Source organism: Streptomyces sp. sk2.1, assembly GCF_008120935.1.
Taxonomy (GTDB): Bacteria; Actinomycetota; Actinomycetes; order Streptomycetales; family Streptomycetaceae; genus Streptomyces.
On record NZ_RDBO01000055.1, the window covers coordinates 651,958 to 676,899 of the forward strand.

Below are 24,942 nucleotides of genomic sequence, written 5' to 3' on the forward strand. Positions count from 1 at the left end.
CGAAGGCGGCACGGTGGCCGGACCGCAGGAACGTCACCACCCCCAGGGTGCGCCCCCGGCTCCGCAGCACCGCGCACGCGCTGTGCGCGGTGCTGCGGAGCCGGGGGCGCACCCTGGGGGTGGTGACGTTCCTGCGGTCCGGCCACCGTGCCGCCTTCGAACGCCCCGACGCGGCGTACGCGGAGAGCGTGGCGGTACGGGTCGCGGCGGCGGTGGACCTGGCGCAGGTGCTGAAGCCGGGGGGATGAGGACGGGGCGGGTGCGGCGGGCCCGCCGTTGCCGGGCCGCGGACCCGTCGTCGGGCGGCGGGCCCCGGGCGTCGCGCGGGGCCCGGGGCCGGTGTCGTTCGGCGGGCGGGGCTACTGGCGGTAGAAGACGCGGTCCCGGTACTCCGTCATGACGCGGCCGTTCCACTCGTGGCCGCCGTCCACGTTGCCCGACCGCAGCAGCGGCGGTTCGATGCCCCGTTGCGCGAGCTGCTCCGCGGCGGCGGCCATCATCGCCTGCATCACCGCGCTGGTGACCACCGTCGACGCGGGGGCGAACGGTGCCTCGATCCCGTCGAGGGTCAGCTCCGCGTCGCCGATCGAGATCTTGCTGTCGAGCACGATGTCGCAGTGGTCCCGCAGGAAGCCGCCCGAGGCGTGCCGGGAGCGGGTGCCGTCCGCGTACGCCACGGACGTGACGCCGATGACCTTCAGGCCGAGCGCGCGGGCGTTCAGCGCCATCTCCACCGGGAGCGCGTTGCGTCCGGAGAGCGAGATGATCACGAGGACGTCGCCGGCCCTGGCGGGGCTGGAGTCCAGTACGGCGCCCGCCAGTCCGTCGACCCGCTCCAGCGCGGAGCCGAGGGTGGCGGGCATGACGTCGACGCCGACCGTTCCGGGCACGGCCAGCAGGTTCATCAGGGCGAGCCCGCCCGCCCGGTAGACGACGTCCTGCGCGGCGAGCGAGGAGTGCCCGGCGCCGAAGGCGAAGAGCCTGCCGCCCGCCTCGACGGTGTCGGCGATCGCGGTACCGGCGGCCGTGATGTTGCCGGACTCCTCGTCGCGCACCCGCTCCAGCAGGCCGATCGCTGCGTCGAAGAACTGACCGGCCAGCTTGCTGTCGCTCATCGAGGAGGCCCTTTCCGGCGGGGAGACGTTCACGGGGGTGTCCATGTCGCGGATCACGTTGCGGTCTGGACCAGTGGCCTGTCAATACCGTCCGTCCGGCTCCGTCGTGACGGTCTTCGACGGGCGGGCACGGTTGTCGGCGGTATGCGTCAGAATTGGAGGAGGGCCAGCGCACAGCGCTTATGACGTTTTCATGTCACAGCATCGAGGGGCACGTATGTCCGGACTGATCGACACCACGGAGATGTATCTCCGCACCATCCTCGAACTCGAAGAGGAAGGCGTGGTCCCCATGCGCGCCCGGATCGCGGAACGGCTGGACCAGAGCGGTCCGACGGTCAGCCAGACGGTGGCGCGCATGGAGCGGGACGGCCTGGTGCAGGTCGCGGGCGACCGGCACCTGGAGCTGACCGGCGAGGGCCGGCGCCTCGCGACCCGCGTCATGCGCAAGCACCGGCTCGCCGAGTGCCTGCTCGTCGATGTGATCGGCCTGGAGTGGGAGCAGGTCCACGCCGAGGCGTGCCGCTGGGAGCACGTGATGAGCGAGGCGGTGGAGCGGCGGGTGCTGGAGCTGCTGCGGCACCCCACGGAGTCCCCGTACGGGAACCCGATCCCGGGTCTGGAGGAGCTGGGCGAGAAGGCGGAGGCCGATCCGTTCCTCGACGAGAGCATGGTGAGCCTGTCGGAGCTGGACCCGGGCGCCGACGGCAAGACGGTGGTCGTGCGCCGGATCGGTGAGCCGATCCAGACGGACGCCCAGCTGATGTACACGCTGCGGCGGGCGGGCGTGCAGCCCGGTGCCGTGGTCAGCGTGACCCAGTCGCCGGGCGGTGTGCTGGTCGGCAGCAGCGGTGAGGCGGCCGAGCTGGACGCCGAGATCGCCTCGCACGTGTTCGTGGCGAAGCGCTGACGGCCGGTCCGTAGCTCCTGTACTTCACGTACCTCTTGCCCGCCCCGTCGACGAGGCGCCGCGGCCGGAACGCGGCCGTGGCGCCGAGGGGCGGTATCCGCTTTCTTTTTTCCGTGCGGAACAGCAGCGCCCGGACGGATCGCGTGCCAGGCTGTGCCTGAGGCATACCTGAGAGTGTCGGCCGGTGGGTCGCGCGGTCGGGGAGGGAGCAGGTGCATGCGCCCGTCGTACTGGCGTGTCCGGCATGTCCGGCACGCGCGTCGCAAGGTGGTCGTCCCGTTCCGTGCCGTTCCCGGGCCGGGCGTCCCCGGGGCGGATGTCTCCGGGCCGGGCGTTCCGGGACCGGCGGTCCGTGAGCCGGGCGCTCGCTCCCGGGGGTCGCGCGCTGGTAAGCGCGCCGTGAGCGCCGCTGTCCGCGCGCCCCGCCCCGCGACTTCCCGCCCCGCCGCTTCCCGCCCGATCACTTTTTGCCCCGCCGCTTCCCGTCCCGTCGTGGCGGCGGGCGGTCTCCCGACAGCAGAGGGCCCCGGCGCCGCGCGGCGCCGGGGCCTGTCCTCCCCTGCTTCGACCTGGAGCCCCGAGCTCTCGAGGTCGGTCCCTACGGGCCCTCATCCCCGAGTGGCCCGCCTCCCGGAGAAGATCTCCCCTCCGACGAGGGCGTCAATCCTTGGAACCGGTCACTCGAACGAGGGGTGTTGGGTGCCGGACCCCGGTTTTCGAATACAGGTTCGATAGTCTGACGTGGCGCGACCACGTGGCGATCGAGCAGTGATCAAGCGGTGATCGAGGACCTGAAGGAGGTGCCAGGACATATGGTGCGGCGCATCGATGTGACCGGGACCGACGGCGTACGCCTCGCGGCCTGGGAGTTCGCCGATCCGCCCAAGGAGCGCGCGGAGGGCGAGCGCGTTCCCGGGGTCTTATTGCTCCACGGCTTGATGGGCCGGGCCGCGCACTGGGCCTCGACCGCCCGCTGGCTCGCCGAGCGGCACCGGGCCGTCGGCCTCGACCAGCGAGGACACGGCCGCAGCGAGAAGCCGGCCGACGGCCCGTACACCCGTGACGCGTACGTCGCCGACGCGGAGGCGGCGATCGAACAGCTCGACCTCGCCCCCGTGACCCTCGTCGGGCACTCGATGGGGGCGCTGACGGCCTGGCAGCTCGCCGCGAAGCGCCCCGACCTCGTCAAGGCCCTGGTCATCTGCGACATGCGGGCCTCCGCGCTCGGCGCGGCCTCGCAGCGGGAGTGGGAGGACTGGTTCCGGTCCTGGCCGGTGCCGTTCGCGACGCTCTCCGACGTACGGAAGTGGTTCGGCGAGGACGACCCCCGGGTGGAGCGGCCCAATCCGGCCCGGGGCGAGTTCTTCGCCGAGGTGATGGCCGAGCGGGCGGACGGCTGGCGGCCCGTCTTCTCCCGCCGCCAGATGCTCCAGTCCCGCGCGACCTGGGTGTTCGACGCGCACTGGGAGGAGCTGGCCCAGGTGCGGTGCCCGACCCTGGTGCTCCGCGGCCTCGACGGCGAGCTGGGCCGGGCGGAGGCCCAGGAGATGGTCCGTGTGCTGCCGCGCGGGCAGTACGCGGAGGTGGCCGACGCCGGTCATCTCGTCCACTACGACCAGCCCGAGGGCTGGCGCGCGGCGGTCGAACCCTTCCTGGAGCAGTGCGCCGAGGAACCCCGGGACGACCGGGAGCCCGCCATTCCGTGACGGGGCGCCACACGGTGACGGACCACCACGAAGCGGTGGTCCGTCACGGGCCGGCGGGCCCTCAGCCCTTGCTGACCGCCGTCAGGATCTCCGGGAGCCGTTCCGCCGCGCGCGGAGCGGCGACCCGCAGCCCCGCCCACGAGATCAGTGCCCCGTACGCGGCCCCCACGGGCAGCAGCACCCACAGCCACTGCTGGTGGTCCGCGACGTGCAGCCAGATCAGCGCCGCGATCAGGGGCGCGCAGAGCAGCCCCGCCGAGAGCATGCCGCCGAAGACCGAGATCCAGGCGAGGCCGCCCTGACCCGGTGCCACGTTCTTGAACCCCTCCTGCGGGATCGAGTACGGGAAGACCGCCGACGCCACCGCGCCCGTCGCCAGCATCCCGCCGAGCAGGGCGAGCGACAGGCCCAGGGCCTCCGGCAGCGCGTCCCAGTCGCCGAGCACCGCCGCGGTCAGCACCATCACCAGGACCGTGTACGGCAGGGTGATCAGCAGCAGCGCCAGTGCCCGCGCCCGCAGTTCGAGATAGGCGTCCCGGGTGGAGGAGATCGTCAGCAGGACCATCCAGAACGCGGAGGTGTCCTGCCCGAACTGGTTGTACATCTGGATGCCGAGCATCCCGGCGGCGAAGCAGGCGAAGTAGACCGAGCCATTGCCCTGGAGCGCGTTGAACAGCGGGACGATCAGTCCGACCGCCAGTGACGTGACCCAGGCGGCCTTGGTCTTCGGATCGCGCGTGATGTACCGCAGGCTGCGCTCCATCACCGTCCCCGTGCGCCCCGCGGGCAGCAGCGCGGAGAGCCGGGAGCCCCCCTTGCCGGCCTTCTCGCGGGCGGTGTCGGCGGCGGCCAGGGTCGAGCCGTCCGGTGCCGTCATCAGCTTCGTCAGGCTCCGCTGCCACAGCCACAACAGTGCGAGCAGGGCCGCGACGGACAGCAGCAACTGCCCGGCGGCCTGCCCGTAGGAGCCCCGCGACGCCGAGTCCACCGCCCCGATCGCGGAGGCGGGCGGCAGCCAGCGCACCACGTCGGCGACCGGGTCGAGCGCGGCCAGGCCGCCCGTCCGACCGAGCTGCTGCGCGCCGAAGTTGACGACCTGGAAGCCCACGGCGATCACCAGACCGCTGAGCACCGCCAGGTCGCGGCCCTTGCGCGAGGACAGCAGCCGGGTGTTGGCCGTGGCCACCGCACGGGCCAGCGTCACGCACAGCAGCAGCGCGAGCGGCGCGCAGACCACGGCGAACGCGGCCCCGGCCGCGCCGTACGCCACCGCGAACGCCGAACCGGCCACCAGGCAGAACGTGAACAGCGGGCCGATCCCGACCAGCGAGGCCACCAGCAGCGCCGAGACCAGCGGACGCGGGCGCAGCGGCAGCATCACCAGACGGCTCGGGTCGAGGGTCTCGTCGCCGCTGGGGAAGAACAGCGGCATCACGGCCCAGCCGACCGCCAGCACCCCGGCCATCAGGACGACGACGGAGGCGACGTGGTCGTGTCCGCGCAGCACGATCAGCCCGATCAGCTGGCTCGCGGCGATCAGCAGGGCGAAGACGACGGACGCGATGTACGCGGCCCGCCGGCCGGCCGACTGCCGCAGCCCGTTGCGCAGCAGGGCCAGCTTGAGCCGGACGAAGACGGGGACGAGGCCCTCGCCCGCGGCCCGGCGGGGAGCGGCGCCCGCGGGGGCGTCGAGCACGCTCATCGGTCGCCGCCCAGCCAGTCGAGGGAGTCGTCGTCGGCGGCGCGGGAGCCGGCGCCGACGAGTTCGAGGAAGGCGTTCTGCAGCGAGGACGCCTCGCCGCGCACCTCGGCCAGGGTGCCCTGGGCCCGGACGCGACCGGCCGCCATGACGGCCACCCAGTCGCAGAGGGACTCGACGAGCTCCATCACGTGGCTGGAGAAGACGACGGTCGCCCCCGAGTGGGTGTAGCGCACCAGCACTTCGCGGATGGTCTGCGCCGACACCGGGTCCACGCCCTCGAACGGCTCGTCCAGGAAGAGCACTTCGGGGTTGTGCAGCAGCGCCGCCGCGAGCCCGATCTTCTTGCGCATGCCGGTCGAGTAGTCGACGACCAGCTTGTGCTGGGAGCCCGCCAGGCCGAGCACGTCGAGCAGCTGGGTGGCCCGCTTGTCCACCTCGGCGCCCGGCAGGCCGCGCAACCGCCCGGTGTACGCGAGGAGTTCGCGACCCGAGAGGCGTTCGAAGAGCCGCAGCCCCTCCGGGAGCACGCCGATCCTGGCCTTCACCTCGACCGGGTCGCGCCACACGTCGTGGCCGCCGATCTCGACGGTCCCCTCGTCGGGCCGGAGCAGCCCGGTGACCATCGACAGCGTGGTCGTCTTGCCCGCGCCGTTGGGGCCGACCAGCCCGATGAACTTGCCCGCGGGCAGCTCCAGATCGATCCCGGCGACCGCGGTCTGCTCCCCGAACCGCTTCCACAGCCCCCGTACGCGAACGGCGGGCGGAGCCGCATCGGCCCCGCCCGTACCGTCCACCCCGCTCGTCCCTGTCGTTCTGCCGGTCCCGGCGTGGTCACGCATGATGTCCTGCCCTTTCGGTTTCCCCGTGTTCCGGGACCAGCCTACGAAAGGACGTTCTAGGGAAAAGAGGGCGGAGTCGTGGACCCGTGCCCTACGGACGGCGGGTCCTGGCGTCGGCCGCCTCCCGCGCGCAGGCGTAGGCGAGCGGGCTGATGAGTTCCTCCGCGTCCGGCAGCCACCGGTTGGCGGGGGTGGGGCGACGGGCCCACTGCACCGCGCCGCGCCCGCCGACCCGGGTCGGCGGCGCCGTCACGTAGTGGCCGTCGCCGCGGCCGACCAGGTCGACGGCGGCGGCCCGCCAGCCCAACTTCCGTACGAGCCCGTCCGACTTGGCCGCCGCGCCCGGCAGCACGAAGAAGTGCATCCGCCGGTCGGGGGTGCAGGTGACGGGGCCGAGCGGCAGCCCCATCCGTTCCATCCGGGCCAGGGCGAGGCAGCCGGCGGACTCCGGTACGTCGATCGCGTCGAAGGCGCGCCCGGTGGGCAGCAGGATCGACGCCTTCGGGTGCCGGGACCACATCCGGCGGGCGGCGGCACCGCTCCCGGTCGCCTGGCCGGCCCAGTCGGGTCCGGTGGGGTGCGCGCCGGGGGAGACGCAGTCGGCGTCGCCGCAGGAGCACCGCTCGGTGCCCCCGTCCGCCTCCAGCCAGGTGCCCGGGCACACGTCCCAGTGCCGCTCCTCCGCGTACCGCACTGCGGCGTCGAGCAGTTGCTCGCCCCGCTGACCGGGCACTTTCACGGTTTCCGCGGCCTTCACGTCCTTCGTGGCCGCGGCGGGGGGTTCTTCGACTGCGATGGGATCGTCCACGCACAGCACAACTGTGGCCAGCGCCCGGGGTTACGGGCGCGGCGGGCGCGTCCCCGGCGTACCGGTCCGCCGCGCGGGGCGCATGGAGGCATGGGCGGGGGGGGTAGCCACATACGGGCGACCGCCGGACAGCCGGTGAACGCGCCCGGAACGGTCGGCCTTTGTCATATGCCGACATGAATGGCAAGGAACGCAACACACCTGACGATCACGACGAATGTGCGCATTTTCCGGGTATCCGCCGGGCAGTGATCCGCCCATGATCACTGCGGCCTCAGGGGGAAACATGGCAGCCAGGCCTCTCGTCGCACGCCAGCCGAACGAACGGCTCCAGGCGCTCATTCAGGAAGCCGGATGCTCCAACGCCGGTCTCGCCCGGCGCGTCAACATGGTCGGCGCGGAGCGCGGGCTCGACCTGCGGTACGACAAGACCTCCGTGGCCCGTTGGCTGCGGGGGCAGCAACCACGCGGCAGGGCGCCGGGAATCATCGCCGAGGCGCTCGGCCGCAAGCTCGGCCGGACGGTCACGATCGACGAGATCGGCATGGCCAACGGCAAGAACCTGGCGTCCGGCGTCGGTCTGCAGTTCGCCCCGACCGTGATCGGCGCGATCGAGCAGGTCTGCGAGCTGTGGCGCAGCGACGTCGGCCGCCGCGACTTCCTGTCCGGTTCGGCGGTCGCCTCCTCCGCGCTCGTCGAACCCAGCCGGGACTGGCTGATCACCGGCGCCGACCCGCAGGTGGCACGGGCCGCCGGTGCCCGGGTCGGGATGCCGGACGTGGAGGCGGTGCGGGCGATGACGGCCGCGCTGGTCGACCTCGACCACCGGTTCGGCAGCGGGCACGTGCGGCCGGTCCTGGTGCACTACCTGAACAGCGTCGTGTCCGGGCTGCTCTCCGGGGCGTACCGGGAATCGGTCGGCCGGCAGCTGTTCGCCGCCGTCGCGCGGCTCACCGAACTCGCCGGGTACATGGCGGTCGACACGGGCCAGCCGGGGCTCGCCCAGCGCTACTACATCCAGGCGCTGCGCCTGGCCCAGGCGGCGGGCGACCGGGCGTACGGCGGCTATGTGCTGGCCGCGTCGATGAGCCACCTCGCCGCGCAGCTCGGCAACCCGAGGGAGATCGCCCAGCTGGCGCGGGCCGCGCAGGAGGGCGCGCGCGGGCGGGTGACGCCGAGGGCGGAGGCGATGTTCCACGCGGCGGAGGCGCGCGGGCACGCCCTGCTCGGCGACGTCCGCACCTGCCAGGCGGTGATGGGCCGGGCGGTGACGGCCCTGGAGCACGCCGAACCGGAATCGGGCGACGACCCCGACTGGATCGCCCACTTCGACCACGCCTATCTCGCGGACGAGTTGGCGCACTGCCACCGCGACCTCGGCCAGGCGGAGGCGGCGGCGCGCCGGGCCAAGGAGGCCCTGGACGGCCTCCCGGAGTCCAGGGCCCGCCGCCGGGGCATCGGCCTGGTGCTGCTGGCCACGGCCCAGGTCCAGATGCGCGAGGTGGAGCAGGCGTGCCACACGGGCACCCGGGCGATGGAGCTGCTGGGTTCGCTGCGCTCCAGCCGGGGAGCGGAGTACCTGGACGACCTCCAGCAGCGGCTGATCCCGTACGGGGACGAGTCGGCGGTACGGGAGTTCGGGGCGCGGCTGGAACTCCAGGCGGCGTGACGGGGACCCGGCCGGGGCGACAGGGCCGGCCGGGCTTCCGGTGCGCATTCTTCCGGTAGCTGTCACTCCGGTACGGGCTCCGGGCGGGGAGCCGGTACGGAGTCCGCGATCGGGGTTGTGACCAGGGAATACGGGACTGCTCCCTTAACTGCGTCTTAAGAGCGCCGGGTGTTACACCTCCTGTGAAGGGGTGGTGAGTGACATCACGCGCTTGGCGAACGGCGGCAGCCACCCGATAGCGTGAGCCGACGATTCCGTAGGTTCACACGTAGGAGTCCCGGTGACGCAGAGCGGACAGGGTGACGAGCAGCAGCTCCCTGCTGTACGGCCCGCGCACGAAGGTGTCGTGCTGCCCGCGGGTGGCGGAGAGCCCTGGATACCAGGGGGGCCGGCGGACCAGGCGGCCCCGGCGGGCGGCCAGCCGTGGGGGCAGCCCTGGGGGCCGCAGGCGGCGCACCCGGACGCCTCGTCCCAGCAGCCCCAGCAGCAGGCGCATGGGCAGGGTCAGGGGGCGTACGGGCAGGCGCAGTACGGAGCGGGGCAGCAGCCGGCCCCGGGGTACGGACAGCAGCCGCCCGCGCAGCAGCCGCCGCAGTACGGGCAGATGCCCCAGCCCCAGGCTCCGCAGCCGCCGCACGCCCAGCCGCCGCACGCCCAGCCGCCGCACGCCCAGCCGCCGCACGCCCAGGCCCCGCACGTACAGCCTCCGCACGTCCAGGCCCAGCAGCCCCAGCAGCAGCCGCCGCAGTCGTTCGCGCAGCCGCTGCCGCCGGAGGCCGTGCCCGGTGGTGTACCGGGCGGGGACGAGGCGGCCACGCAGTACATCGCGCCGGTTCCCGCGGGGCCCGCCCCGGGCGGGCCGCCGCCGGAGAGCCCCGCGGAGTCCACCCACTTCCTCGGCCGCGGGGTGCCGCCGCAGCAGGCGCCGCAGCCCCCGCAGCAGCAGTACCAGCAACAGCAGCCCGGCCAGGGTGCCGACGCCGAGGCGACCCAGTACATCCCGCCGGTTCCCGGTGGCACCCCGTACGGCATCCGGCCCGGGGCCCCGGGCGACCGGCAGCCGCCCGCCGAGTTCGACAACCTGTTCCGCAACGACGAACCGGCCGGCTCCACCCAGCAGATGCCCATGCCGGGCCACCCGCAGCAGCACCAGCCCCACCAGCCCCACCAACAGCACCAGTACGCGGGGGACCGGCAGCCCCCGTACCAGCCCGTGGACGAGGATCCGTACGAGCCGCAGCCGCGCAAGAGGCGGGCGCACGTCACGCTCATCGCGGCGGTCGTGGCCGGTTGCGCCGTCGTCGGTCTCGGCGCGGGCGCGCTGCTGAGCGGCGGCGACGACAAGGGCGACGAGGGCAAGGAGCCGGTCGGCTCGGCGAGCACGCCCGCCGTCCAGCAGTCCTCCTCGCCCACGGCCGAGGCCGATCCGGCGAAGCCGCAGGCCGAGGCGCTCGACAAGCTGCTGGCCGACAGCAACAACAGCCGTGCCGCGGTCATCGGGGCGGTGGAGAAGACCAAGAGCTGCACGGACCTGGACCAGGCCGTGACCGATCTCAAGGACGCCGCCAAGCAGCGCCGCGACCTGGTGACCCGGCTCCAGGGACTGAGCGTCGACAAGCTGCCGAACAACGCCCGGCTGACCGCCTCCCTCACCAAGGCGTGGCAGGCGTCCGCCTCCGCCGACGACCACTACGCCGCGTGGGCCGCACAGGCCAAGCACGGCAAGAAGGTGTGCAAGCACGGGAAGGCGCGCACGACGTCCGAGACGCAGGAGGCCACCGCGCAGAGCGTCGAGGCGAGCCGGGCCAAGCGCGAGGCGGCCGGGTTGTGGAACTCGATCGCGTCGAAGTACGGGCTGACCCAGCGGGCGGCGACACAGCTCTGAGTCGCGGCCCCGACGGGACGGGGGCGGGGCGGGCGGTCCGGGACGGAACCGGGCCGCCCCGCCCCGCCCGTCCGGCAGACGGSCGCCCCGCCCGGGAGTTCAGTTCCTGGCGCTCGCGTCCGACAGCGTCTTCGCGACGTCCACGAAGCCCTGCTCGTCCGCGACGAGCCGCCCGTCGCGCACCACCTGGAACGTCACCTTGGTGTTGACGATCCGCGGGTACGCGGACGAGCCCAGCATGTCCTCCAGGTTCCAGCGCAGCGCCGGGGTGAGGCCGCCGGTCCCGACCGGGGTGCCCCGGTCGAGGGTGGAGGCGAGCTTCCAGGAGGTGATCTTCGAGGAGTCGGCCGCCTTCACGATCTCGTTCAGCACCGTGTACGCGATCCACGTGGTCTGGACGCCCGTGTCGTCCGGGTCGATCCGGTTGTCGCCGAAGGCGTGCTCGCGGATCACCTTCCGCATCCCGTCCCAGCGGTCGTCGCCCGAGTCCGGGTACCAGCCGGTGACGTAGGCGCCCTCGAACGGGCTGTTCCGGCCGCCGGTGCTGTCGATCAGCGGTTGGTCGACGCTGCCGAGCACGGAGGAGATCCGGACCTTCCCGTACGACGGTTCCAGCCGCCGGAAGGAGTCGAAGAAGGTCTCCGTGCTCTTCCCGAGCACGGCCGTGACACACCCGCCGGACGTCCCCGCCGCCCGGAGCGCCGACTCGGCGGCCCCGTCGTAGGAGGTGGCCGACTCCAGCGCCTTGACGTCGGCGGGCGCGGACCGGCCGGACTCGGCGAGGCCGGTCCTGAGCAGCCACGCCTGGCCGTCGCCGCCCAGGGTGTCGGGCCGCACCACGGCCACCCGCTCGCAGTCGCGGCCCAGTTGACGGGCGTTGCCCGCGAGCAGGGCCGACTGGCCGCCGTTGACGGGGTACGAGTTGTAGCTGCTGAACTCCTCGTCGGAGGCGCCGTAACCGCCGATGTAGGGGATCTGGGCGGTCTCCAGCGGCGCCATGAAGGCCGTCCCGTGCCGGCTGTACGAGCCGACGACCGCCACGACCTTCTCCTCGATGGCCTTCCGGGCGCAGTTGGCCGCGCCGATCGAGGTGTCCTTCTCGTCGCAGGTGAGGACGCGCAGCTCGTGGCCGTCCAGCCCGCCGTTCTCGTTGGCCCAGTCGGCGTAGGTGCGGGCCATGGCGGTGACGCCCGCCATGTCGAGCGCGCCCGGCCCGTCCCCGGACGGCGCCCAGGTCATGACGGTGACGGGCTCCCTGGAGCCCCCCGTGGCCCCAGGGAGTACGCCGCAGCCGGTGACCAGCAATGCCCCGACCGCCGCCGTACTCGTGAAGAACTTGTAGGGGCGGGGGGAGGTGGGGCGTCGCCGTCCGGTCATGGATACGAACAATTCCCGCACCGGGGTAACGCCGCAGTGTGCCCCGGTCAACGCTCGGTGACGTCCGGGTGAATTGCGGGGGTCCGCGTGGGAGGTGAAAAAGGGAACGTACGATCGATGACCGTGCAGCAAGGTTCGGAGAACACTTCACGTCGCGGCCGTCGCTCCTCCACCATGGGCGGCATGCCGCTGAATGACATGCCTTGGTGGCGCTGGCGCAGCAACGTGCGCTCGGCGCTGCACATGCTCTCCGACCCCGTCTTCCACCACGAGTGCTGGCTGGCCGGCCGGGAGGGGTACGGCGACGTCACCGACGCCGTGTACCGCCTGGTCGAGGACACCTGGCTGGACAACTGGTCCGCCGAGAAGTACGTCGGGACGATATTCCGCGACGCCGGCGAGGCCGCCCTCGTCGACGTCGCCGTGCTCCGGGTGCTGCGCATCATGCACCAGGTCGGAGCGGACGCCCCGGTCTCGGCGTACATGGAGCACCACGGCTGGCCGGAGGCGGTACGGGCCGCCCGCGAGGCCCATGTGCTGCTCGCCGGGAACGACGGCGAGGACCCCGACACGCCCCCGCGCTCCCTGGACGTGCTCCGCATTCTGACCAGATCGGCCTGATGCCGGGCCGATGTGGCACGCTACGGGAATGACCGAGCCCAAGCCTGCCGACACCGCTTCGGACCAGTACGTCCTCATCCTCTCCTGCCCCGACAAGCAGGGCATCGTGCACGCCGTGTCGAGCTATCTCTTCATGACCGGCTGCAACATCGAGGACAGCCAGCAGTTCGGCGACCACGACACGGGCCTGTTCTTCATGCGCGTCCACTTCTCGGCGGAGGCCCCGGTGACCGTGGAGAAGCTGCGGGCGAGCTTCGCGGCGATCGGCGACTCCTTCCGGATGGAGTGGCAGATCCATCGCGCCTCGGAGCGGATGCGGGTCGTGCTGATGGTCAGCAAGTTCGGGCACTGCCTCAACGACCTGCTGTTCCGGTCCCGGATCGGCGCGCTGCCGGTCGACATCGCGGCCGTCGTCTCCAACCACACGGACTTCGCCGAGCTCGTCGCCTCGTACGGCATCCCCTTCCGGCACATCCCGGTGACCGGGGAGACCAAGGCCGCCGCGGAGGCGCAGCTGCTGGAGCTGGTCCGCGAGGAGGACGTCGAGCTGGTCGTCCTCGCCCGCTACATGCAGGTGCTCTCGGACGACCTCTGCAAGCAGCTGAGCGGCCGGATCATCAACATCCACCACTCCTTCCTGCCGAGCTTCAAGGGTGCGAAGCCGTACCACCAGGCGCACGCCCGCGGGGTGAAGCTGATCGGCGCCACGGCGCACTACGTGACCGCCGACCTCGACGAGGGCCCGATCATCGAGCAGGAGGTCGAGCGGGTGGACCACGGCGTCACGCCGGACCAGCTGGTCGCCATCGGGCGCGACGTGGAGTGCCAGGCGCTGGCACGGGCGGTGAAGTGGCACGCGGAGCGCCGCATCCTGCTCAACGGCCGGCGCACGGTGGTCTTCTCGTAGGGCGTTTTTCCGGGATGGTCCACCGTGATCGGAGGGCGGCTCACGGGACGAGCGCACGTGCCACGGCTGGTATTACTGGGGCATGCAGGAAGAGACGGCACGCTTTGCGATCGACACGTTCATCTCCGCGTTCAACGCCCCTGACGACAGCCATGTGACTGCCCTGCTCTCCCAGGCCCTGACCTCGGACGTAGTCTTCTGGGGGCCGTTGGGTCGCAGCGAAGGAATCGCGGAGGTCGAGCGGTTCGTGCTGGAAATCCGGCGTCACCCGGCGGGGACCGGCACGATGGTGCGCTGTTCAGCGGTGGACATGCCTGACGAGTGGGCCCGGTACCAGTGGGTCTTCACCACGCCGGATGGAGGTCCCCGCCTGGCGGGAACGGACGTCGTCCATCTGCGGCGGAGCCTCATCGACCAGGTCATCGTCTTTGCGGGGGAGATCGAACCGTCCGCCTCCTGAGCCGTCCTTCCGCCGCTGTCCTTCTCGTGAACTTGTTCCTTCTTCGCCCAGCGACGGATGTCGGCGCCGGTATGGGCGGAGAGGTCGTCCGGGATGATGCAGATCGGGGCGCCGTCGGGCGGGCGGCACGGATCGACTTGAGCGCGGCCAGGGTGTTGGCGGTGCCCTTGCGGCGGCGGTTGACGCCCCACAGGCGGTCGTCGCCCACGGAGCAGCAGCCGTGGAAGCAGGCGACATCGCGGGTGCGGCGGCAGGTCGCCGGCGGTCGAACGGACGTCACCGCGCATCCGACCGTCACGACCACCAACCCGGCGAACCCAAGCGGTCACAGCACCAGCACCCGGCCCCGCAGTCGGTCGGTCCCGCGGCCGTCCGGCCGGTCGCGGGACCGGTGCTACAGCCGGCTCAGCGAGGCCGCGGCGAACAGCACGTCGTGGATCGCCTCGCGGTCACCCTGCTGTCCGGCCGCTGCGTCCACCGGCGGCACGTGCCCGGCGACCAGTCGGCAGAACTCCACCCCGTCCAGCGCGACCTGCGCCACCGTGTGCTCGGGCGAGCCGAGCGCGGCCGGGGAGTCCAGCGGGATGTACCAGTCACCACCGCCCGAGCCCTCGATCTCCAGATGCAGCGAACGGCCCGGCGAACCGGCCGTCACCAGATGGCGGGCCGGTCCGGCCAGTCCGGACCTGCGCCGCCCCGCGAGCGCGGCCGGGATCAGCCGGGCCGCCAGGTCGATCATCCGGTTGAGATGGGCGGCGGACGGCGCCTCGTACGGGTAGTCCACCGCGTCCGCGATGTCGCCGCCGTGCACCCAGCACTCGAAGGCCCGGTCCAGCAGGGCGTCGTGCATCGGCAGGGCGAAGTCCCCGTACGAGACGGACAGTTCGGAGACCCCACGACCGGCGAAGGACACCGTGCGGATGAGGGTGTGGCTCTGGGCGCGCCACGGTTCGCGGACGGCGCGGGTGGGCGGCAGCCGGGCGGCGGACCAGTACTTCTCCGTGCGCGGGGTGGGCGACAGCGGCCAGTCGTCGCCCCGGCCCGTGGTGCCGTCGCCGAGGGGGAAGTCGAGGCCGAGGGCGGTGGCGACCAGCCCGTCGACGGTCATGAGGTGGCCGATGACACCCGCGACCGTCGTCCGGCGCCGGGCCCGCTGCTCGTCCTCGAACCACTTCAGGCGCACCGGGGCGTGCCACTCCGAGCCGCCGATGTCGCGGAGCAGCGCGTCCAGCCGCGCGGTCTCCGCGTCGTACGGGGCGGCCCAGTCCGGCACCGGGATGCCGGGCGGGCGGCGGGTCAGACAGGAGTCGATCACCCGGTTGCGCAGGCTCGGGTCGAGGTCCAGGCTGCGGTCGGTGTGCAGCAGGCCGACCGCGTCGCGCAGCCGCAGGGCCTCGTCCGCGCAGGCGGCGCACTCGGTCAGGTGCGCCTCGACGGCCTCGGTCTCCTCGGCCGAGCAGGCGGTCAGGGCCCAGGCGCCGAGGAGGGCCTTGAGGACCTGGTGCGAAAGCGTCGGCACCGGGGCGGGCGGGTCCGATCGGTCCGGTGGTGCCACGGTGGTTTCCGGTTCCGGTGTGGTCGGTGGGGGTGTCGGCCGCACGGCCCCGGGGACGGCCGGCGGCGGGGGAACGATGTCGAGGGCGAGGTCGTCCGCGGCGCCCCGCGGTGCCGGTATGCGCCGGGCGTCCCACACCTCGTCGTTGCGGTCGTGGTCGCCCGCGCGGCCGTCGGCGTCGTCACCGTTCACAGGGGCTGTCCGTATCCGGGCGGCGACATCCCCTCCAGCGGACGGGCGCGGGCGGTGGAGAGCAGCTGCAGTCCGAGCCGCAGCCGGCGGCGGGCCTCGTCCTCGCTGACCCCGAGGTCGGACGCGGTCTGCCGGTAGTCCCTGCGCTGTATGTACGCGAGCTCCAGCGCGGCCCGCAGCGGGGCGGGCATGGAGGAGACGATGTAGTCGGCGCGGGCCGCGGCCGTGGCCAGGCGCACCCGCTCCTCCAGGTCCTTCTCGACCTCCTCGTCCGCGCCGTCCCGGAGATCGGCCTCCTCGCGCAGCCGCCGCACGGACTGGCGGTGCGTGAGCCGGGCCACCCAGGAGCGCATCGAGCCCTGCTTCGGGTCGTACGCGTCCGGGTTCTCCCAGACGTAGCCGAAGACCTCGCGGGTCACCAGGTCGGCGGCGGTCTCGTCGTCGAGCATCCGGTGGGCCTGGCTGTGCACGAGCGAGGCGAACCGGTCGTAGAGCTCGCCGAGGGCCGCCGCCTCACCGCGTGCCAGCCGCTGCTGCATCTTGCGGTCCCAGCGGGGTGGTGCGTTTTTCGCCATGCGAACTCCCAGCCCTGTTCCCCTCGTCACACCGAATGTAGTCGGACACGCCGATCGGGCACGTCTTTTTGCGGCAAGTACGCCCCTGAAGCGGCCCGGGATGATAGGGAATGCGTCGCCCGGCGGCGCCGGAATCGGATCCGAAACGATCATTTCTGTTTGGACGCGGTTGCGCCCCGTGACGCGCCCCGGTGTTTCATCGGCGTACGACCGGGGCACGCGCGAGAAGGAACGGAAACTTCCGGATCGTCGGAATTCCCCGGAACGAGAGGCCGCGTCACGTGAGGAGTCCCCACCCCATCGGAAACCGCCCGGCACCGGTGGCCGCCCACGCCGCCCGGCCCGCCCAGGAGCACCCCCGGGGGCCGCTGGAGGTCGCCGGGACCGAGCAGGACGGGTGGACCGTACTGCGGGTGCGCGGCGAACTGGACCTGGTGTCGTCGCCCGTCGTGCGGCAGTCCGTCCACGACGCGGTCGCGGCCGGCCGCCACGACGTGGTGCTCGACCTCTCCGAGGTCCTGTTCTGCGACTCCAGCGGCGTCGGCGTGCTGATCGCCTCCCGTCGGCTGATGCGCTCCTGCGGCGGCCGGCTGCGGCTGATCCTGCCGGACCGGGGCGCGGAGGAGGGCTCCCACCTCAACCGGGTGCTCGCCGCGCTGGGCGTGCGCCGGCTCTTCGACGTCTACCCCGACCGGGACGCCGCCGTCGACGGCCGGGCCCGACCGCTCTCGGCCTGAGTCCCCGCCAAGAGGCCGTGCGATGACCGGGTCGTGACGATCGCGGGGCGCGCAGGTGACACGTGGCGCCCGCCGACCCCGTACGCTCCACGCATGGACAGCGCAGAGTACGAGCGCAAGATCGCTCACCGCTTCGCCGCCTTCGACCAGGACGGCAACGGGTACATCGATCGCGCCGATTTCAACGCCGCCGCGGCCCGGCTGCTCGCCGAGTTCGGCACGACGGCCCGCTGCGACAGGGGTCAGGCGCTCTACACGGGGGCCGAGGCGTTCTGGCAGGGCATGGCGGGCATCGCCGACGTGGACGGGGACCAGCGGGTCACCCGCGAGGAGTTCGTGGGCGGGGCCGTGAAGCGGCTGCGCGACAACCCGGAGCGCTTCGCGGAGATCGCCCGCCCGTTCCTGCGCGCCGCGATCGCCGTGGCGGACGGGGAGGGCGCGGGCTCCGCGTCCGTGCCCGCCGTGGTGCGGGCGCTCGCGGTGCTGGGCGCGGACGACGGCACGGCGGAACTCGCGGCCCGGGGGCTGGACGCGGACGGGGACGGCCGGATCGCGGAGCAGGACGCGGTGGTGGCCTTCGCCGACTACTTCACGGTGATCGCGCCGGACGCGTAGGGCCCGGGCACGGAGCCGGGCGCGGCGCCCGGCTCCCTCACCCGTTCTCGGGATCCAGCCGCTCCGCGGACCGGAGCAGGTACTCGGGCAGCTTCGAGCGGGCCGCCAGCACCTCGATGCCGATGAGGCGGCCCTGCTCGTCGAAGTCGAGGTTGATCATGCCGTCGACGTCGATCGGATCGCAGGCGTACATGTGCGCCGACCTCACGGGGGTCCGCGGTTCGGTGAGGTACACGTACGCCGCGTTCGCGGTGCTGTCGTAGGTGACTCTGAGATCTGCCACGGCGATCGGGCTCCCTTGCTGTCGTCCGCCGCCGATGATGGCACCGTTCCCGCCCGTGCCGTCGACTCTCAGGCGAACCGTTCCCGCAGGCGGTACTTCAGTACCTTGCGCAGGGTCTCGTTCCGCGGCAGCTCCGTCACCACCTCCAGCCGTTCGGGCAGTTTGTGCACGGCGAGGCCGGCCGCCCGCAGGTGGTCGGTGAGTTCGGGCAGGGTCGGTGGCGGGGTGCCGGGGGACCGTTCGACCACCGCGCAGACGAGTTCGCCGCGGGCCGGGTCGGGGAGGCCGATCACCGCGGCGTCGCCGACGGCGGGGTGCTGGTGCAGCAGGTCCTCTATCTCCTTGGCGGAGATGTTCTCGCCCTTGCGGATGATGATGTCCTTCAGCCGGCCGGTGAGCACCAGGTGGCCGCTCTCCCGGAGGTGGCCGACGTCGCCGGTGATCAGGAAGCCCTCCGCGTCGAACGCCGCGGCGGACGCCTCCGGGTCCAGATAGCCCCGGCAGACGGCCTCCCCGCGCAGCCGTACCTCGCCGTCCGTGCCGGGCGGCAGCGGGGTGCCGTGCTCGTCGGTGATCCGGATCTCCATGCCGGCCGGCGGGCGGCCCTCCGTCTCGGCGAGGTGTTCCGCCGTGTCCTGCGGGTCGCCCATCGTGATCATGGGGACCTCGGTCATGCCGTAGCCGTGGGTGAGCTGGACGCCCATCTCGCGCACCGCCGCGTGGTAGATCTCCGGCGGCTTGGGGGCGCCGCCGCCCGCCAGCAGCCGCAGGGTGGGGACGGGCCTCCCGCCCGGGTCCTTGCGCTGCTCGGCCAGGAACATCGAGTAGAACGCGGTGGACCCGCCCGCGACCGTCACCCCGTGCCGCCGGTACTCCGGCAGCGCTTCTGGCATGGCGAAGTGCTCGAACAGCACCGCGGGGAACCCGTACAGCAGCAGCATCACCGAGTAGTCCGGCCCGGCGACATGGGCGAACGGGAAGGCCATCGAGCCGACGTCGTCCCTCGTCAGCCGAAGCGCGTGGGCCAGGCAGGAGCCGCCCGCGATCAGGCTGCGGTCGGTGTGCAGCACGCCCTTCGGGTCGGAGGTGGTGCCCGAGGTCCAGTAGATCCAGCGCACCGCCGTGCCGTCGTCGGGCGGCGGCGGGAGCACCGACGGATCGCCGTCCGGCAGCGTGTCGTACGCCTCGAACACCACCGCTTTCTCCGCCGCCAGGCGGGCGGCCATAGCCGTGTGGTCGAAGCCGCGCCAGGTGCCCGGCACGGCGAAGAACTCCGCCCTCGACTCGCGCAGCGCGAACCCCACCTCGCGGTCCCGGTAGAAGGGGATGACCGGCGACTGCACCGCCCCGATCCGGGTCAGCGCGAAGGACAGCAGCACCGTCTCGATCCGGGTCGGCAGCTGCCAGGCCACCACGTGGCCGGGGCGCACGCCCAGCCCCCACAGCCCGGCCGCGACCCGCTCGCCGCGCTCGCGCAGTTCGCCGAAGGTCAGGGTGCGGTCGCCCTGGATCAGGAACGTGCGGTCCGGGGTCAGGGCGGCCCGGCGTTCGACGAGTTCCCAGAAGGTGCCCGACGTGCTCAGGGCGTGTGCGGTCTCGGTCACGGCCGACCCCTCTCGAATGCTGACGGATAGTCAGATCGTGCGGAGAGCGTAGGGCGCCGCGCCTTGTCGGTCCAGGGGTGCGGGGCTAGCCTGAGTGCGACATCGATCTGACGGGTCATCAGAAAAGCGTTCGCCGAAGGGGACACCATGACCGAACTGCCTCGGATCGTCAGCGTCGACGACCATGTGATCGAGCCGCCGCACCTCTTCTCGACCTGGCTGCCCGCCAAGTACCGCGAGCGCGGGCCGCAGCCGCTCACCGCGGGCATCGGCGAGCTGGCGTACACCGGCGGCAAGTACGTCATCACGATGGACCCGGACGGGCCGCCCACCGACTGGTGGATCTACGAGGACCTGAAGTTCCCGTACAAGCGCAACATCGCCGCCGTCGGCTTCGACCGCGACGACATGACGCTGGAGGGCATCACCCGGGCGGAGATGCGGCCCGGCTGCTGGGACCCGGCCGAGCGGCTGAAGGACATGGACCTCAACCACGTCGAGGCCAGCCTCTGCTTCCCGACCTTCCCGCGCTTCTGCGGCCAGACCTTCGCGGAGGCCCACGACAAGGAAGTGGCGCTCGCCTGCGTGCGCGCCTACAACGACTGGATGGTCGAGGAGTGGTGCGGCGACAGCGGCGGCCGGCTCATCCCGCTCTGCATCATCCCGCTCTGGGACATCGACCTGGCCGTCGCCGAGATCCGGCGCAACGCGGCGCGCGGGGTGCGGGCGGTGACCTTCTCCGAGATCCCCACCCACCTCGGGCTGCCCTCGATCCACACCGGTTACTGGGACCCGTTCTTCGCCGTCTGCGAGGAGACCGGCACGGTCGTCAACATGCACATCGGGTCCAGCTCGCAGATGCCCGCCGCCTCGCCGGACGCCCCGCCCGCCGTGCAGGCCAGCCTCTCCTTCAACAACGCCATGGCCTCGATGATGGACTTCCTGTTCAGCGGGGTCCTGGTGCGCTTCCCCCGGCTCAAGCTCGCCTACAGCGAGGGCCAGATGGGCTGGATCCCGTACGCCCTGGAGCGCGCCGACGACGTCTGGGAGGAGCACCGGGCGTGGGGCGGGGTGCGAGACCTGATCCCCGAGCCGCCGTCCACGTACTACTACCGGCAGATCTTCTGCTGCTTCTTCCGCGACAAGCACGGCGTCGCCTCGCTCGACGTCGTCGGCCGCGACAACGCCACCTTCGAGACCGACTACCCGCACGTCGACTCGACCTTCCCGCACACCAAGCAGGTCGCCCTCGACCACGTCGACGGCCTGGACGACGAGACCGTCTACAAGCTGATGCGCGGGAACGCGATCCGGATGCTCGACCTGGACCTGGACAAGTAGGCGGCATGGACCTCTCGTACACGCCGGAGGAGGAGGAGTTCCGGGCGCGGCTGCGCGAGTGGCTGGCCGCCGCGCTCCCCGCGCTGCCGGCGAGACCCCGCCCCGACGACTGGCCGGGGCGCCGCGCGTACGACACGGCCTGGCAGCGGATGCTGCACGACGCCGGGTACGCCGGTCTGCACTGGCCCGTCGACGCGGGCGGCCGGGGCGCCACCCCGACCCAGCACCTGATCTTCCTGGAGGAGACGGAGCGGGCCGGGGCCCCGTACGTCGGCGCGAACTTCGTCGGGCTGCTGCACGCCGGACCGACGATCGCCGCCGAGGGCACCGCGGAGCAGCGGGCCCGCTGGCTGCCCCCGGTGCTGCGCGGCGACGAGATCTGGTGCCAGGGGTTCAGCGAGCCCGACGCCGGTTCGGACCTCGCCGCGCTGCGCACCAGGGCGGTGCGCGACGGCGACCACTACGTGGTGAGCGGCAGCAAGATCTGGACCTCGCACGCCGAGGTCGCCGACTGGTGCGAACTCCTGGTGCGCACGGACCCGGCGGCGCCCAGGCACCGCGGGATCAGCTGGCTCGCCATGGAGATGGACGCCCCCGGGGTCACCGTCCGCCCGCTGCGCACCCTCGCCGGCTCCACCGAGTTCGCCGAGGTGTTCCTCGACGAGGTGCGGGTGCCGGTCGCCAACCGGGTCGGCGCGGAGAACGACGGCTGGCGGGTCACCATGGTCACGCTCTCCTTCGAGCGCGGCACGGCGTTCGTCGGCGAGGTCGTCGCCTGCCGCCGCACCCTGGACGCCCTGGCCGCCGAGGCACGGCGCCGGGGCTCCTGGGACGACCCGGTGCTGCGCCGCCGGCTGGGCCGGCTGAACGCCGAGTTCCGGGCGCTGTGGCGGCTCACCCAGTGGAACGTGAGCGAGGCCGGGCGGGGCGGCGTCGTGGGCACCGGCGGCTCCGTCTTCAAGCTGCGCTACTCGCAGGCCCGCCAGGAGCTGTACGAGGCGGCCGCCGAGGTGCTCGGCGCGGACGGCGCGGACCTGGACCGGGAGTGGGCCCTGGACCGGCTGTCCTCGCTCTCGTACACCATCGCCGCGGGCACCTCGCAGATCCAGCGGAACATCGTCGCCGAGCGGCTGCTCGGCCTGCCGAAGGGGCGCTGAAGCGGCATGGACTTCCAGCTCTCGGACGACCAGCGGGCCCTGCGGGCGGGGGTGCGGGAACTGCTCGCCGGACGCTTCGGCAGGGACCGGATGCGGGCCGCCCTCGACGCCGGTGCGGGACTCGACCGGACGCTGTGGCGGGAGCTCGCGCGGGCCGGGTTCTTCGCGCTGCGGCTGCCGGAGGCGGAGGGGGGCGTCGGGCTCGGGCTGCCGGAATCGGTCCTCCTCTTCGAGGAGGCGGGGGCCGCGCTGCTGCCGGGGCCCCTGATCGCCACCCAGCTCGCGGCCGGCGCGGTGAAGGGCGCGGCGGAGGGCGAGGCGGTGGTGACGGCATGGGAACCGGGCCGGCCGGTGGCACACCTGGACGGGGCCGACGCGCTGCTCGTACCGGGGAGCGGGGGGACGGGCGTGCTGCGGGACGCCGGCCGGGTGCGGGAGTCCGCCGTTCCCGTACGGTCGCTCGATCCGTTCACCCCGTTGTGGCGGGTGACGAATCCTCCGGAGACGGGGGAACAGTTGTCGGACGGGGGGCGGTTACGGGCGGAGGGGGCGCTCCTGACTGCTGCCGAACAACTCGGGAGCGCCGTCCGCACGACCGACATGGCCGTTCAACACGCCGGTGCGCGCGAGCAGTTCGGTTCGCCGATCGGATCCTTCCAGGCGGTCAAACACCTGTGCGCGGAGATGCTGGTCCGCGCCGAACTCGCCCGCTCCGCCGTGTACGCGGCGGCCGTGACGGCGGACCCGGTGGAGATCGCGGGCGCCAAGCTGCTCGCCGACGAGGCCGCGGTCCGCAACGCCCGCGACTGCCTCCAGGTGCACGGCGGCATGGGCTTCACCTGGGAGTCCGACGTCCATCTCCACCTCAAACGGGCCTGGCTGCGGGCCGGGCGGTGGATGACGGCGGAGGCGGCCGAGGAGGTTCTCGCGGCGGATCTGCGCTGAGGCCGGGCGGTTCCCGCGCGACCCCGGCACGGGTGGCGGCGGGCCGCCCGCACCCCGGCAGGCCGGGGTGCGAGCTTCACGCTGCGGAGTCACTCAGCGCAGTCGGCGGGCGCGGGCCCGGATGCGTGTCCCCTCCATGATTCGTCACGGGACGGAGTCGGCGTCGGGCTCGGGTACGCTCCGTTGGGTGCGACAGCAACTGGAACCGGGTGATCCGGGGGCGGCCCGTGTGGCGGCCCCGGTCCGGCTCCGGTGTGCTGCTCGTATTTCGCACAGAGGCTCGGGGCCTGCCCGGAAGACGATTCCGGCACCCCGCTCGGGCTTCTGTTCGACCCCCCGCAATGTGCGTCGCACAGTATGCACCACGCGTACTCCTTCGCGCTGGAATATGCCCGAAGCGCTTGTTGCGGTGACTGTACGTCAACCATGCTGTCTCGTAGGGGAGTCACGTTCCGTGACCCCGAGGAGGCGCGAGGCGATGTGTCCGCCGGTTCGGATGGTGTGAGCGGTGCAGGTGCTTCAGGTTCAGCTGGAAGTCGGGCCGGATCCCGCGGAGGTCGGGCGGGCCCGTAGATGGGCGCGGTCGAGGCTGATCGGGTCCGGGATACGGGACGACGAGCCGTTGGCGGAGACGCTCATCCTGCTGATCTCGGAGCTGGTCACCAACGCGGTGGTCCACACCGGGTGCCCGGCCGTGCTGCGCATGCTGTTCGGCTCCGCGGGCGGGTCCGGGACCGTGCGGGTCGAGGTGGCCGACGCCAGCTGCCGCCCGCCGCAGCAGCGGCACGCCGAGGGCGAGGACACCAACGGCCGGGGCCTGGAGCTGGTCGACGGCCTCGCCGACCGCTGGGGCTGGCAGCCGGAGGGCGCGGGCAAGCGCATCTGGTGCGAGGTGGACCGCGGCGCGCCGGTGATCCAGGTCGTACCGGCGCACAGGACCGGGCCGGTCACGCCCGGGGGCGCGGGGTTCCAGGGTGTGCCGGGCGTCCATGAGGCGCAGGGCGTCCACGGCACGCGGAGCGCGCACGGGGTGCAGGAAGCGGGCGGCGGGGACCGCGCGGCGTATCAGTCCTCGCGCACCGTCACCCGAGGTGCATAAAGGTTAAAGCAGTGTCCCGGGGCGGGTCCATGCGCCGTTGTCGAACGGCGGACGCCGCTGCGGGAACCCGGCCTGCGGGGCCGCGGCGGCTGCGGCGCACAGCCGCGCCCGGCCGCGGCCCCGGCCTGCGGAAATGGGCCGCGCGCCCTGGTCCGGCGCGTGTTCTGCCTGGTGAGAGGGGTCTCCTACTTTCGTAGGGTGTCGTACACGTCCGCTGATGGAAGGATCGAATCGTCGATTGAGCTCATCGGGGGAGTATGTCAATGGCAAGTGCTGTGCATGAATCCGCCCGGTCCGCCGAGGACGCCGTCACGGCGCTGCCGGGCCTGATCAGCCGGACCTGCGAGGGCGACACGGTCAGGATCCCCATCCGGTCGCTGCGCATGGCGGCCTCGCCGCGGCTCATGCCGAGACGGGAGGACCACGTGCGGCTGCTGGCCGAATCCGACGCGGACTTCCCGCCGATCCTCGTGGAGCGGCGTTCGATGCGGGTGATCGACGGCACGCACCGGGTCCTCGCCGCCAAGATGCGCGGGGACGAGGAGGTGGCGGTGCGGTTCTTCGAGGGCGACGAGAAGGACGCGTTCGTCCTCGCCGTCCACGCGAACGTCACGCACGGCCTGCCGCTGTCCGTCACCGAGCGCACCGCGGCGGCGCAGCGCATCGTGGAGAGCCATCCGCAGTGGTCGGACCGGGTCGTCGCGGAGGCCGTCGGCCTCGCGGCCAGGACCGTCGCGGGCATCCGGAAGCGTTCGACCGAGGACCGTGCGCAGTCGAACGCCCGGATCGGCAAGGACGGACGGCTGCGACCGCTCGACGGGGCCTCCGGCCGGCTGCGCG

23 protein-coding genes and 2 pseudogenes are annotated in these 24,942 nt (G+C 72.7%); 15 read left to right on the forward strand and 10 right to left on the reverse strand.

Features of this window, described 5'->3' with window-relative positions; translation table 11 throughout:
* A pseudogene (locus EAO76_RS20400) lies at positions 1 to 248 on the forward strand (hypothetical protein); the annotation flags it as partial.
* 111 nt (positions 249 to 359) lie between these two features.
* Here EAO76_RS20400 and EAO76_RS20405 read toward each other — a convergent pair.
* Positions 360 to 1,115, reverse strand: a complete 756-nt coding sequence (locus tag EAO76_RS20405; protein WP_148837449.1) for an SIS domain-containing protein — start codon at positions 1,113 to 1,115, stop codon at positions 360 to 362.
* 217 nt (positions 1,116 to 1,332) lie between these two features.
* On the opposite strand from EAO76_RS20405, the gene EAO76_RS20410 reads away from it, so the two are divergent.
* Together EAO76_RS20410 and EAO76_RS20415 are read left to right on the forward strand one after the other, a co-directional pair.
* Entirely contained in the window at positions 1,333 to 2,025 is a 693-nt protein-coding gene (locus EAO76_RS20410) for a metal-dependent transcriptional regulator (protein WP_148837309.1), read from the forward strand.
* An 812-nt stretch (positions 2,026 to 2,837) separates the two neighbouring features.
* A complete protein-coding gene (locus tag EAO76_RS20415) occupies positions 2,838 to 3,731 on the forward strand; it encodes an alpha/beta fold hydrolase (protein ID WP_148837310.1) in 894 nt (297 codons plus the stop codon).
* A gap of 61 nt (positions 3,732 to 3,792) precedes the next feature.
* On the opposite strand, the gene EAO76_RS20420 is transcribed toward EAO76_RS20415, so the two are convergent.
* The 3 genes from EAO76_RS20420 to EAO76_RS20430 form a co-directional block, all read right to left on the reverse strand.
* The gene (locus EAO76_RS20420; protein WP_148837311.1) at positions 3,793 to 5,433 is read right to left on the reverse strand and encodes a transporter; all 1,641 of its coding nucleotides are present in this window, start codon (positions 5,431 to 5,433) and stop codon (positions 3,793 to 3,795) included.
* The gene (locus EAO76_RS20425; RefSeq protein ID WP_262375603.1) at positions 5,430 to 6,272 is read right to left on the reverse strand and encodes an ABC transporter ATP-binding protein; all 843 of its coding nucleotides are present in this window, start codon (positions 6,270 to 6,272) and stop codon (positions 5,430 to 5,432) included. The genes EAO76_RS20420 and EAO76_RS20425 overlap by 4 nt, the downstream gene beginning before the upstream one ends.
* Positions 6,273 to 6,363: 91 nt before the next feature.
* Positions 6,364 to 7,029, reverse strand: coding sequence for a bifunctional DNA primase/polymerase (locus tag EAO76_RS20430; RefSeq protein WP_262375623.1), 666 nt, complete (start codon positions 7,027 to 7,029; stop codon positions 6,364 to 6,366).
* Between the two features lie 337 nt (positions 7,030 to 7,366).
* On the opposite strand from EAO76_RS20430, the gene EAO76_RS20435 reads away from it, so the two are divergent.
* Together EAO76_RS20435 and EAO76_RS20440 are read left to right on the forward strand one after the other, a co-directional pair.
* Positions 7,367 to 8,749, forward strand: a complete 1,383-nt coding sequence (locus EAO76_RS20435) for a transcriptional regulator (protein ID WP_148837313.1) — start codon at positions 7,367 to 7,369, stop codon at positions 8,747 to 8,749.
* 280 nt (positions 8,750 to 9,029) lie between these two features.
* Positions 9,030 to 10,634, forward strand: a complete 1,605-nt coding sequence (locus EAO76_RS20440; protein WP_187438698.1) for a hypothetical protein — start codon at positions 9,030 to 9,032, stop codon at positions 10,632 to 10,634.
* A gap of 99 nt (positions 10,635 to 10,733) precedes the next feature.
* Here the strand turns inward: EAO76_RS20440 and EAO76_RS20445 are convergent, their stop codons facing one another.
* Complete coding sequence (locus EAO76_RS20445) at positions 10,734 to 12,011, reverse strand: ABC transporter substrate-binding protein (RefSeq protein ID WP_148837314.1); 1,278 nt, start codon at positions 12,009 to 12,011, stop codon at positions 10,734 to 10,736.
* A gap of 174 nt (positions 12,012 to 12,185) precedes the next feature.
* On the opposite strand from EAO76_RS20445, the gene EAO76_RS20450 reads away from it, so the two are divergent.
* The 3 genes from EAO76_RS20450 to EAO76_RS20460 all read left to right on the forward strand — a co-directional run bounded on the left by EAO76_RS20450 (position 12,186) and on the right by EAO76_RS20460 (position 13,999).
* Complete coding sequence (locus tag EAO76_RS20450) at positions 12,186 to 12,632, forward strand: SCO4402 family protein (RefSeq protein WP_148837315.1); 447 nt, start codon at positions 12,186 to 12,188, stop codon at positions 12,630 to 12,632.
* Positions 12,633 to 12,660: 28 nt separating this feature from the next.
* Complete coding sequence (gene purU, locus EAO76_RS20455; protein WP_148837316.1) at positions 12,661 to 13,539, forward strand: formyltetrahydrofolate deformylase; 879 nt, start codon at positions 12,661 to 12,663, stop codon at positions 13,537 to 13,539.
* An 82-nt stretch (positions 13,540 to 13,621) separates the two neighbouring features.
* A complete protein-coding gene (locus EAO76_RS20460; RefSeq protein WP_148837317.1) occupies positions 13,622 to 13,999 on the forward strand; it encodes a nuclear transport factor 2 family protein in 378 nt (125 codons plus the stop codon).
* Positions 14,000 to 14,028: 29 nt separating this feature from the next.
* On the opposite strand, the pseudogene EAO76_RS46390 reads toward EAO76_RS20460, so the two are convergent.
* The 3 genes and pseudogenes from EAO76_RS46390 to EAO76_RS20475 form a co-directional block, all read right to left on the reverse strand.
* Positions 14,029 to 14,267 (reverse strand): annotated as a pseudogene (locus EAO76_RS46390) (IS630 family transposase); the annotation flags it as partial.
* A gap of 126 nt (positions 14,268 to 14,393) precedes the next feature.
* Complete coding sequence (locus EAO76_RS20470; RefSeq protein ID WP_262375604.1) at positions 14,394 to 15,746, reverse strand: zf-HC2 domain-containing protein; 1,353 nt, start codon at positions 15,744 to 15,746, stop codon at positions 14,394 to 14,396.
* Complete coding sequence (locus EAO76_RS20475) at positions 15,743 to 16,321, reverse strand: RNA polymerase sigma factor (RefSeq protein ID WP_148837318.1); 579 nt, start codon at positions 16,319 to 16,321, stop codon at positions 15,743 to 15,745. The genes EAO76_RS20470 and EAO76_RS20475 overlap by 4 nt, the downstream gene beginning before the upstream one ends.
* 368 nt (positions 16,322 to 16,689) lie before the next feature.
* On the opposite strand from EAO76_RS20475, the gene EAO76_RS20480 reads away from it, so the two are divergent.
* Complete coding sequence (locus EAO76_RS20480) at positions 16,690 to 17,058, forward strand: STAS domain-containing protein (protein ID WP_148837453.1); 369 nt, start codon at positions 16,690 to 16,692, stop codon at positions 17,056 to 17,058.
* 93 nt (positions 17,059 to 17,151) lie between these two features.
* Positions 17,152 to 17,673, forward strand: coding sequence for an EF-hand domain-containing protein (locus tag EAO76_RS20485; protein WP_148837319.1), 522 nt, complete (start codon positions 17,152 to 17,154; stop codon positions 17,671 to 17,673).
* 37 nt (positions 17,674 to 17,710) lie between these two features.
* Here EAO76_RS20485 and EAO76_RS20490 read toward each other — a convergent pair whose 3' ends face one another.
* Positions 17,711 to 17,956, reverse strand: coding sequence for a DUF2283 domain-containing protein (locus EAO76_RS20490; protein WP_148837320.1), 246 nt, complete (start codon positions 17,954 to 17,956; stop codon positions 17,711 to 17,713).
* 68 nt (positions 17,957 to 18,024) lie between these two features.
* Complete coding sequence (locus EAO76_RS20495) at positions 18,025 to 19,560, reverse strand: class I adenylate-forming enzyme family protein (RefSeq protein ID WP_148837321.1); 1,536 nt, start codon at positions 19,558 to 19,560, stop codon at positions 18,025 to 18,027.
* 147 nt (positions 19,561 to 19,707) lie between these two features.
* Here EAO76_RS20495 and EAO76_RS20500 point away from each other — a divergent pair, with 147 nt between their 5' ends.
* From EAO76_RS20500 to EAO76_RS20520, 5 genes are all read left to right on the forward strand, one after another.
* Complete coding sequence (locus tag EAO76_RS20500; protein WP_148837322.1) at positions 19,708 to 20,901, forward strand: amidohydrolase family protein; 1,194 nt, start codon at positions 19,708 to 19,710, stop codon at positions 20,899 to 20,901.
* A gap of 5 nt (positions 20,902 to 20,906) precedes the next feature.
* Positions 20,907 to 22,058 (forward strand): acyl-CoA dehydrogenase, encoded by a 1,152-nt coding sequence (locus EAO76_RS20505; RefSeq protein WP_148837323.1) that lies wholly within the window; start codon positions 20,907 to 20,909, stop codon positions 22,056 to 22,058.
* A 6-nt stretch (positions 22,059 to 22,064) separates the two neighbouring features.
* Positions 22,065 to 23,003 (forward strand): acyl-CoA dehydrogenase family protein, encoded by a 939-nt coding sequence (locus tag EAO76_RS20510; RefSeq protein WP_148837324.1) that lies wholly within the window; start codon positions 22,065 to 22,067, stop codon positions 23,001 to 23,003.
* A 508-nt stretch (positions 23,004 to 23,511) separates the two neighbouring features.
* Positions 23,512 to 24,102 (forward strand): ATP-binding protein, encoded by a 591-nt coding sequence (locus EAO76_RS20515; RefSeq protein WP_262375605.1) that lies wholly within the window; start codon positions 23,512 to 23,514, stop codon positions 24,100 to 24,102.
* Positions 24,103 to 24,365: 263 nt separating this feature from the next.
* Positions 24,366 to 24,942 (forward strand): ParB/RepB/Spo0J family partition protein (locus EAO76_RS20520; protein ID WP_187438699.1); only part of this gene is annotated, 577 nt, incomplete at its 3' end.